A 10,084-nucleotide genomic window follows, 5' to 3' on the forward strand; every position below is an offset into this window, starting at 1 on the left:
GCTGCGCCGGCCTGTGGATGCCGGGGCGCCCCCGGCGCAGCCTGTGGAGAACCGGACGGGAGGCCCGGTGCCAGCTGGCACCGGGCCTCCCGTCAGTGGGTGGTGACCGTCTCAGTCGTCGCCGGCGTCGCCGTCCACGCGGCGGTCCGCCAGGAACCGTTCGAGCTCGGCCGCGATGGCGTCGGCGGTCGGGACCTCGCCGTCGACGTTCGTCAGCGGCGAGGACACGGCGTTGCCCTCCATGTAGGTGTCGTGCCGTTCCTCGAGTGCCGCGACCAGGCGCTGCAGTTCGCCGTTGCCGGCCACCTGCTCGTCGACCCGCGCCAGGAACTCACGGCCCTCTTCGCGCAGGGCGTCCGTCGGGAAGATCAGGCCGGTCGAGGCGGAGATGCCCGAGAGCGCGGCGACGGCGGCGTCCGGGTACTCGGTGTCGGAGAGGTAGTGCGGCACGAGGAGCACGAGGCCGGTGACCTGCTGCTCGAGCTCGGTCAGCCGGTGCTCGACGAGGTGCAGCACGTTCGCCGGTGCCTGGGTCTGCGGCTTCCACACGCTCATCGACTCGATCAGGTCGGCTCGGGTGCCGGACACCGTCATGTTGATCGCGCGGGTGTGCGGCACGGGCATCGGGATCGACTGCACCCAGGTGGTGTCGGCGACCTGCAGCTGTGCGGCCAGGTCGGTGACCGCGCGGACGAAGCGGTTCCACTGGAAGTCGGGTTCGTACCCGGACAGGAACAGGAACGGCTGTCCGAGTTCGTCGCGCACCAGGTGCAGCGCCAGGCGGGGCGGCTCGACGTCGCTGATGTGGTCGTGGTCGAACGTGATGACGGGCCGGCGGGCGCGCCAGTCGAGCAGCACGTCGGGGTCGAACTCGGCGATCAGTCGCGTCTCGAGGCGCTCGGTGATGGCGGTGGTGACCTGCGCGACGGCGGAACCGGCGTCCGCGAACCCGGTCAGGCCGGCGACGAGGTGGAGGCCGGCCGGCACCGACGGGGCGGACGCGTCGAAGGTGTAGAGCTCCTCGGGGTGGTTCACCGTCCCCATGCTAGGCGGGGCGTTCGTCCACACCTGCTGCGCAACCCATGCCGACAGCGAACAGGACGTGGGTAGGGTCGGAGGCATGGTCCGACCCACGCTCTCCACCGACAGCTCCTCCCCCTCATCGATCTCGGCCGACGTGCTCGTCGTCGGCGTCCGGCCCGGCACCGACGGTGGTGCCGCGACCATCGCGACGCCCGCGACCGGTCCCGTCGACGCGCTGGACGGCCTCGACCTCGCCGCGATCGGGGCCACGGGCGCGAAGGACCAGCTCGTGCGCATCCCGGCAGCCGGGGTCGCCGCTGCCAGCATCGCGCTCATCGGACTCGGTTCCGGCGGTGGCGCTGGCTCGACCGGTGCTGCTGCTCCGGACGTCGCCGCCGTGCGCTCGGCCGCGGGCAGCGCAGTGCGCCAGCTCCCCCAGGTCAGCTCGATCGCCCTTGCGCTGCCGACCGATTCCGACGCCCTCGTCGACGCCGCCCTCGAGGGCGCCGCGCTCGGTGCGTACGCCTTCACGCGGCACAAGGGCGCGGGCACCACGTCGCCCGCTCGCGGTTCGCAGGCCGTCACCGTGCTCGCACCGTCCGCCGTGGCCGACGCCACCGTCCGCCCGGCGATCGTCGCCGATGCTGCGGCGCTGGTCCGCGACCTCGTGAACACCGCAGCCGGCGACCTCGGTCCGTCCGACGTCGCGGCCGTCGCCTCGGCGTTCGCGGACGACCTCCCCGTGACCGTCGAGGTCCTCGACGAGACCGCACTGGCCGAACAGGGCTTCGGCGGCATCCTCGGCGTCGGCGCGGGGTCGGTCCGGCCGCCGCGCCTGGTCGTCGTCCGGTACGCGCCGTCCACCGCGACCAAGCACCTCGCGCTCGTGGGCAAGGGCATCACCTTCGACTCCGGCGGGCTCTCGCTCAAGCCGGCCGCGTCGATGCTCGGCATGAAGACGGACATGACCGGCGCCGCCACGGTGCTCGCTGCGACCGTCGCCGCCGCTCGACTCGGGCTCGACGTCAAGGTCACCGCGTGGCTGTGCCTGGCCGAGAACATGCCGTCGGGCTCGGCCACGCGTCCCGGCGACGTCCTGACGCTGAAGAACGGCAAGACCGTCGAGGTCACCAACACCGACGCCGAGGGCCGGCTGGTCCTGGGCGACGGCCTGGTCGCCGCCACGCTCGAGCAGCCCGACGCCGTCGTCGACGTCGCCACACTGACGGGTGCGCAGGTCGTCGCCCTCGGCGACCGCACGACCGGGCTGATGGGCTCCGACGACCTCGTCGCGCAGGTCCGGGCGATCGCCGCCTCGGTCGCCGAGCCGATCTGGCCGATGCCGCTCCCCGAGGAACTCGACGCCCGACTCGCCAGCGAGGTCGCCGACATGGTCAACGCGACCGTCGGCAACCCGGCCGGTGGCATGCTGCTCGCGGGCAAGTTCCTCGAGCGCTTCGTCGAGGGTGACGTCCCGTGGGCGCACCTGGACATCGCGGGTCCTTCGGAGAACAAGGGCGCCGGCTACGGCTGGCTGGGCAAGGGCGCGACGGGCGCCATGGTCCGGACACTCATCTCGCTCGCAGAAGAGCTCCAGTCCAAGTAGTAGGTTGGGTTCCGGCGGGGCGGGCGTGTTCTGCGCGTCCCCCGTCGGAACGGACGGGACGGGACCGGAACCATGCGGTCCGACCGTCGGGCACCGCCGCCGCGGTGTCCATGTGAGGCCGGTGTCCACCAGAACCAACCGGCCCGACATGCACGAGGGAGTTGCACCAGGTGACGGAACAGACTTACGACGTCGTGGTCCTCGGGGGCGGGAGCGGCGGGTACGCCGCAGCCCTGCGGGCGGCCGAGCTCGGGATGAGCGTCGCGCTCATCGAGGGCGACAAGCTCGGCGGGACCTGCCTGCACCGCGGTTGCATCCCGACCAAGGCACTCCTGCACGCGGCCGAGGTCGCCGACGCCACCCGTGACGCCGAGAAGTACGGCGTCATCGCGGAGTTCGCCGGCGTCGAGGTCCCGAAGGTCATCGAGTACCAGCAGGGCGTCATCACCTCCAAGTACAAGGGCCTGCAGGGGCTCATCAAGGCCCGCGGCATCACCGTCGTCGAAGGCTGGGGCCGCCTGACCTCGCAGAACACCGTGCAGGTCGGCGACCAGACCGTGACCGGCAAGAACATCGTGCTGGCCACCGGGTCCTACTCGAAGTCGCTGCCCGGGCTCGACCTCGGCGGCCGCGTGATCAGCTCCGAGACCGCACTGAAGATGGACTACGTCCCGAACAAGGTCGTCATCCTGGGCGGCGGCGTCATCGGCGTCGAGTTCGCCAGCGTCTGGAAGTCCTTCGGCGCAGAGGTGACCATCGTCGAGGCCCTCCCGCACCTGATCCCGGCCGAGGACGAGTCCATGTCCAAGCAGCTCGAGCGCGCGTTCCGCAAGCGCGGGATCGAGTTCTCGCTGGGCGTGCGCTTCCAGGGTGTCGAGCAACACGAGAACGGCGTCGTCGTGACGCTCGAGGACGGCAAGACCTTCGACGGTGACGTCCTGCTCGTGGCGGTCGGCCGCGGCCCCGTCACGCAGAACGTCGGCTACGACGAGGTCGGCGTCGCGATGGACCGTGGCTTCGTCACGACCAACGAGCGCCTCGCCACGAACCTGCCGAACGTGTACGCCGTCGGCGACATCGTCCCCGGCCTGCAGCTCGCCCACCGCGGCTTCCAGCAGGGCATCTTCGTCGCCGAGGAGATCGCCGGCCTCAACCCGGTGATCATCGAGGACAAGAACATCCCGAAGGTCACGTACTCCGACCCCGAGGTCGCCTCGGTCGGTCTCTCGCAGGCCAAGGCCGAAGAGCAGTACGGCGCCGACAAGATCGACATGTACGAGTACAACCTCGCCGGCAACGGCAAGAGCCACATCATCGGGACCTCCGGTGCCGTCAAGGTCGTGCGCGTGATCGACGGCCCCGTCGTCGGTGTCAGCATGATCGGCGCCCGCGTCGGCGAGCTCATCGGTGAAGCACAGCTCGCCGTGAACTGGGAAGCCCACCCCGAGGACGTCGCGCCGCTGGTGCACGCACACCCGACGCAGAACGAGGCCCTCGGCGAGGCGTTCCTGCACCTCGCGGGCAAGCCGCTCCACGCACTGTGAGCACGACCAGCACCATGACCACCACCACGAACCACCCCTGCGAAGAGGAGTCCACCCGATGAGCGAATCCGTCAACCTCCCGGCGCTCGGCGAGAGCGTCACCGAGGGCACGGTGACCCGATGGCTGAAGAACGTCGGTGACCGGGTCGAGGTCGACGAGCCGCTGCTCGAGGTCTCGACCGACAAGGTCGACACCGAGATCCCGTCGCCGGTCGCCGGCGTCGTCGAGGAGATCCTCGTCGGCGAGGACGAGACCGTCGAGGTCGGGACGCCTCTGGTGAAGATCGGGGACGGCTCCGGCTCGGGTTCGTCGGACTCGGACTCCGGCGCGTCGGACACCGGTTCGGAGTCGGCCGACTCGTCGAACGAGGCCGCTGCCGAGGCCGAGGCCCCCGAGCCCGTGCCGAGCACCGAGCAGGACAGCGAGACCCGCGCCCCGCAGCCGACCGAGCCGGAGCCCGCTCCGGCCGGCCAGACGCAGCCCGCAGCACCGGCGGCTCCGTCGGCACCGCCCGCGGCGTCGCCCGTGCCGCAGGCCGCTCCGGTCCCGCCGCCCGCAGCAGCACCGGCTCCCCCGGCAGCGGTGCCCGCTCCGGCCGCCGCCGTGTCGAGCGCCCCGACCGCTTCGGCCGAGGTCCCCAACCCGACCCAGACCGGCGCAGCGTCCGGCTACGTCACGCCGCTCGTGCGCAAGCTCGCGAACGAGCAGGGTGTGGACCTGTCGAAGGTCACGGGCACCGGTGTCGGTGGACGCATCCGCAAGGAAGACGTCATGGCCGCGGTCACCGCCGCTGGCGCTTCGGACAAGGGTGGCGCGGCTCCGGCAGCGTCCGGTCCGTTCGTCGCCGAGGTCTCGCCGCTGCGTGGCACCCGCGAGAAGATGACGCGCCTGCGCAAGGTCGTCGCCGAGCGTGCCGTGCAGTCGATGACGTCGACCGCGCAGCTCACCAGCGTGGTCGAGGTCGACGTGACGAAGGTCGCGCAGTTCCGTGACGCGCACAAGGCCGAGTTCCTCGAGAAGACCGGCTCGAAGCTGTCCTTCATGCCGTTCTTCGCGCTGGCTGCCTCCGAGGCACTCAAGGCGCACCCGAAGATCAACTCGACCGTCGAGGGCGAGGAGATCGTGTACCCGGAGACCGAGAACGTCTCGATCGCCGTCGACACGGAGCGTGGCCTGCTGACGCCGGTCATCAAGGACGCAGCGTCGCTCGACCTGGCGCAGTTCTCGAAGTCGATCGCCGACCTGGCCGAGCGCACGCGCAACAACCAGCTGAAGCCCGACGAGCTCGCCGGCGGCACCTTCACGCTGACGAACACCGGGTCGCGTGGCGCGCTGTTCGACACCCCCGTGGTGTTCCTGCCGCAGTCGGCGATCCTGGGCACCGGCATCGTCACGAAGCGTCCGGCGGTCGTGAAGGTCGACGGGCAGGAAGCGATCGCCATCCGTTCCTTCGTGTATCTGGCGCTGTCGTACGACCACCGGATCATCGACGGTGCGGATGCGTCGCGCTACCTGGTCGCCGTGAAGAACCGCCTCGAAGAGGGCAACTTCGCGCCGAACCTGGGGTACTGACCCGCGCGTCCCGTTCGGCCCGACGGCCCCGGTCCCCTTCGAGGGGGCCGGGGCCGTCGGCGTTGGCGGCTGCTTCTGGATGTGCGTCAGCGTCGCGGTCCGCGGTGACGTCTCCGTCGGGTCACGTGCCGCCGAGGGCGAACGCGCCTGCGGCGGCCACACCGGTCAGGACGACGATCCCGACCAGCAGACGGCGTGCGGGCAGGCGGGATCCGCCGGGGAGCGGGACGCCGTCCTCGATCCACCGTCGGAGCACCGCGGTGATGCCTGCGGGAGCCGGTGGGGTGGGCGGCGCGAAGGCGAAGTCGTCGGGCGGGAGCTCCCACCGCACCGGTCGTGGTGGGCCGGTCGCCCGGACGGCCTCGAGCACGAGTACGACGTCGTGCGCCGTGCCGTCGAGGGCTGTGGCGAGGGCGTGGTCGAGGGCTGGCCTGCACGCTTCGCGGGCATCGACGCGCTCCCAGACCGTGCGCGCCGCGAGCAGGAGCGCTGTGGGGCCCGGCACCCGCGTCGACCGCACTGACGTCGGCCTCGCAGCCCGGGCACCGACGGCCGGGCCCGCGGACGGTGCGTCCTGCGCGACCGGGTCGACCGTGCCCGGCGGATGGTCGACCAGCACCGTCACCCCGGCGTCGTCGACCAGGACGTCATCGGGGCGCGCCGAGCCGAGCACCATCGATCCGGCGCGTCCCTGTGCGGCGAGCTCGAGGAGCGGCACGGTGAGCGTCACGGCGACGCCCACGGTCAACGTGCCGATCCGGTCGAGTGCCGTCGGCAGCGGGACACCGCGGAGTGGTTCGACGCGGACGACGAGACGCCCCGTGGGGTCACGGCCGACCCGCTCGACACGCACGCAGTGCGTGGGGTCCGCCGCCGCGCGGTCCGCGACCCACGCGGCGAACGGGCCGTCGTCCGGCCCGGTCCACCACTGCTCCACCGTCACCGTCTCCATGGGGACCAGCGTGGCGGGGCCGGACCGTGCCTCCTGGCTGTGCGGGGTGACCTGTGGAGAACGCCGTTCGCCCACAGCCTGTTCACCGACGGTCCACGGGGAGGCAGCCAGGCCGTATCCTTGTCGACATGGCACGCAAGAGCACTACCGACACGAAGGCGAAGGAGCCGGGGCGTCTCAAGCAGATGTTCCAGGTCTTCCAGATGACCCGTCGGGCCGACCCGACGTCGATCTGGTGGTTCGCCGCCGCGTTCCTCGTCCCGGTGGTCCTCGGTGTGTTGCTGGCCCTGCTGCTCCCCGGGCAGAACTGGCTCGGTGTGGTCCTGTGGATCGTCGCCGGTGTGCTGCTCGGTGTGCTGCTCTTCCTCATCGTGCTCGGTCGTCTCGCCGAGCGCGCCGCCTACTCACAGATCGAAGGCCAGCCCGGCGCTGTCGGTGCCGTGCTGACGAACTCGCTCCGGCGCCAGTGGCGTTCCAGTGAGATGCCGGTCGCTGTGCACGGTCGCTCGCAGGCCGCGGTCTACCGCGCGGTCGGCACACCCGGTGTCGTCCTGATCACCGAAGGTTCGCTGAGCAACCTCACGCGGCAGGTCGACGAAGAGCGGCGCAAGGTCCAGCGCATCGTGCCGAACGTGCCGGTGCACGTCGTCCACGTCGGCGACGGCTCAGATGCGGTGACGCTGCACAAGCTGCCCCGTGCGATGAACAGGTACAAGAAGGCGCTCAACCGGAACGAAGTCCTGGCGGTGGCGAACCGGCTGGACTCCCTCACGCAGAGCCCGGCCTCGGCGATCCCGAAGGGCATCGACCCCACGCGTGTGCGTGCTGGTCGTCCGCGCTGAGTCGCCGCTGACCTGACGAACACCCCCGACCGCAGCCGGTCGGGGGTGTTCGTGCGTGTGGGCGGTGCGGGTCCCGCGGGCGCCGGGCGCGGGCGCCGGGTGCGTTCGCAGCGGCGACGCCGTACGAGGTTGTGGACACCGTGCGAGTCTTTCGCGCTGCACCATGTCTGGAACCTCGCACCATGCGGGGCGACCTCGCACGGCGCGGGTGCGGGTGCGGGTGCGGGCGCGGGCGCGGGCGCGCGCAGCCGCGCAGCCGGGCGCAGCGCGCGTCAGCGCCGCACGAGCACCGTGCCGACGGCCGCATCGTGGAGCGGCCGCCCGTCCTTGGCGTGGATGAGCGCCGGCACCGCCAGGCACAGCAGCACCGTCCGGACCACCGGGCGCCAGACCCCGACGTAGCCCCCACGGATCGGCACGACGCGCAGCCCCACGCACACGTGCCCGAACGACCCCGACAACAGCGCGATGAACACGACCTGCAGCACGGCGAAGATCCCGAGGGTCGCGAAGTTGCCCGCGGCGCCGTAGGTCCCGATCACGAGCGAGATCAGCGACGCCAACGCCCAGTCGATCACCAACGCCACGATGCGTCGGACGATCCCGCTCATCGACCGCGGTCCGGACTCGGGCAGCCCGAGGACCTTGCCGGGCCACGAGTCCGCGGGACCACCCGTACCAGGGGCGGCAGCGGCGGAGGGCGGAGTGGAGCGGGCCATGCCCACAGTTTATGCGGAGCACCGCTGCGTAACACGCCGGAAACAACCCAGTCACGTCCGGGAAACCCCGTGTCAATACCCTCGTCGGAGGGTGCCTCCTGGTTCCCTCGAACATCACCCAACCATTGGAGTACGACTCACATGTTCAGTGATTCCTCCGAGGTGCTCGCCTTCATCAAGGACACGGACGTCAAGTTCCTCGACATCCGGTTCACGGACCTCCCCGGGGTCCAGCAGCACTTCAACATCCCTGCGTCCACGGTCGACGAGGACTTCTTCTCGGTCGGGCAGCTCTTCGACGGCTCATCGATCCGCGGGTTCGCGTCGATCCACGAGTCCGACATGCAGCTCATCCCGGACGTGACGACGGCGTACGTCGACCCGTTCCGGGCAGAGCGCACGCTGATCATGGTGTTCGACATCTACAACCCGCGCAACGGCGAGATCTACAGCCGTGACCCGCGCCAGGTCGCCAAGAAGGCCGAGAAGTACCTCGCCTCGACCGGCATCGCGGACACCGCGTTCTTCGCCCCCGAGGCCGAGTTCTACATCTTCGACGACGTCCGCTACTCGGTCACGCAGAACGAGTCGTTCTTCGCGGTGGACTCCGAAGAGGGCGCCTGGAACACCGGCCGCACCGAAGAGGGCGGCAACCTCGCCAACAAGACCCCGTACAAGGGCGGCTACTTCCCGGTGTCGCCGGTCGACAAGACGGCCGACCTGCGCGACGACATCTCCCTCAAGCTGATCGACTCGGGCCTCGAGCTCGAGCGTGCGCACCACGAGGTGGGCACCGGCGGCCAGCAGGAGATCAACTACAAGTTCGACACGATGGTCCACGCCGCGGACGACATCCTGAAGTTCAAGTACATCGTCAAGAACACCGCCGAGCAGTGGGGCAAGGTCGCGACCTTCATGCCGAAGCCGCTCTTCGGTGACAACGGCTCGGGCATGCACACGCACCAGTCGCTGTGGAACGACGGGACCCCGCTGTTCTACGACGAGAACGGCTACGGCGGTCTGTCGGACCTCGCCCGCTGGTACATCGGTGGCCTGCTCAAGCACGCCCCCGCCGTCCTGGCGTTCACGAACCCGACGATCAACTCGTACCACCGCCTGATCCCGGGCTTCGAGGCTCCGGTCAACCTGGTCTACTCGGCCGGCAACCGCTCGGCGTCGATCCGCATCCCGATCACGGGGACGAACCCGAAGGCCAAGCGCATCGAGTTCCGCGCGCCCGACGCCTCCGGCAACCCGTACCTCGCGTTCGCCGTGCAGCTGATGGCGGGCCTCGACGGCATCCAGAACCGCATCGAGCCGCACGAGCCCGTCGACAAGGACCTGTACGAGCTCCCCCCGGAGGAAGCGAAGAACATCCCGCAGGTGCCGGCATCGCTCGACGCCGCACTGCAGGCACTCGAGGCCGACCACGAGTTCCTGCTCAAGGGCAACGTCTTCACCGAGGACCTGATCCAGACCTGGATCGACTACAAGCGCGAGAACGAGATCCTGCCGATGGCGCAGCGTCCGCACCCGTTCGAGTACGAGCTCTACTTCGGCGTCTGACACCGAAGCTGTGCACACGAAGGGCCCCGCACCATCAGGTGCGGGGCCCTTCTCCGTACCCGACGTGCGGGCCAGAGCGCCAGTTCGCGCGGCGTGCTCCCCGTCATCACCGCGCAAGCGACAGTTCCACGCGGACCTCCGGCAGGGATCTGTCGCTTTCGCAAAAGCGACAGATGGGCGCCGATCGTCGGCCGGGATCTGTCGTCTTCGCGAGCGGGGCCGACGTGGGCGCGGGACGGGACCGCCTGGAGGCCCGGTG

General features: G+C 70.4%; 8 protein-coding genes. 5 read left to right on the forward strand and 3 right to left on the reverse strand.

Features of this window, described 5'->3' with window-relative positions; all coding sequences use genetic code 11:
* Positions 1-111 precede the first annotated feature (111 nt).
* Positions 112-1,044, reverse strand: coding sequence for a proteasome assembly chaperone family protein (locus BIU90_RS14925; protein WP_071300937.1), 933 nt, complete (start codon positions 1,042-1,044; stop codon positions 112-114).
* Between the two features lie 76 nt (positions 1,045-1,120).
* Here BIU90_RS14925 and BIU90_RS14930 point away from each other — a divergent pair, with 76 nt between their 5' ends.
* The 3 genes from BIU90_RS14930 to sucB all read left to right on the forward strand — a co-directional run bounded on the left by BIU90_RS14930 (position 1,121) and on the right by sucB (position 5,746).
* Complete coding sequence (locus tag BIU90_RS14930) at positions 1,121-2,629, forward strand: leucyl aminopeptidase (protein ID WP_071300938.1); 1,509 nt, start codon at positions 1,121-1,123, stop codon at positions 2,627-2,629.
* A gap of 170 nt (positions 2,630-2,799) precedes the next feature.
* The gene (gene lpdA / locus BIU90_RS14935; protein WP_071300939.1) at positions 2,800-4,173 is read left to right on the forward strand and encodes a dihydrolipoyl dehydrogenase; all 1,374 of its coding nucleotides are present in this window, start codon (positions 2,800-2,802) and stop codon (positions 4,171-4,173) included.
* A gap of 58 nt (positions 4,174-4,231) precedes the next feature.
* Positions 4,232-5,746 carry a 2-oxoglutarate dehydrogenase, E2 component, dihydrolipoamide succinyltransferase gene (sucB, locus tag BIU90_RS14940; RefSeq protein ID WP_071300940.1) on the forward strand — a complete coding sequence of 505 codons (1,515 nt, stop codon included), beginning with the start codon at positions 4,232-4,234 and terminating at the stop codon, positions 5,744-5,746.
* Positions 5,747-5,867: 121 nt separating this feature from the next.
* Here sucB and BIU90_RS14945 read toward each other — a convergent pair whose 3' ends face one another.
* On the reverse strand, positions 5,868-6,698 hold the full coding sequence (locus BIU90_RS14945; protein ID WP_071300941.1) for a hypothetical protein: 831 nt from the start codon (positions 6,696-6,698) through the stop codon (positions 5,868-5,870).
* A gap of 128 nt (positions 6,699-6,826) precedes the next feature.
* Here BIU90_RS14945 and BIU90_RS14950 point away from each other — a divergent pair, with 128 nt between their 5' ends.
* Positions 6,827-7,540 carry a DUF4191 family protein gene (locus BIU90_RS14950; protein ID WP_071300942.1) on the forward strand — a complete coding sequence of 238 codons (714 nt, stop codon included), beginning with the start codon at positions 6,827-6,829 and terminating at the stop codon, positions 7,538-7,540.
* A gap of 272 nt (positions 7,541-7,812) precedes the next feature.
* Here the strand turns inward: BIU90_RS14950 and BIU90_RS14955 are convergent, their stop codons facing one another.
* Positions 7,813-8,259 (reverse strand): RDD family protein, encoded by a 447-nt coding sequence (locus BIU90_RS14955; RefSeq protein ID WP_071300943.1) that lies wholly within the window; start codon positions 8,257-8,259, stop codon positions 7,813-7,815.
* Positions 8,260-8,400: 141 nt separating this feature from the next.
* On the opposite strand from BIU90_RS14955, the gene glnA reads away from it, so the two are divergent.
* Positions 8,401-9,825: a type I glutamate--ammonia ligase gene (gene glnA, locus BIU90_RS14960; protein ID WP_071300944.1), complete on the forward strand. Its 1,425-nt coding sequence runs from the start codon at positions 8,401-8,403 to the stop codon at positions 9,823-9,825.
* Positions 9,826-10,084: the final 259 nt, after the last annotated feature.

The sequence above is a fragment of the Curtobacterium sp. MCBA15_001 genome, from assembly GCF_001864835.1.
Classification (GTDB): Bacteria; Actinomycetota; Actinomycetes; order Actinomycetales; family Microbacteriaceae; genus Curtobacterium.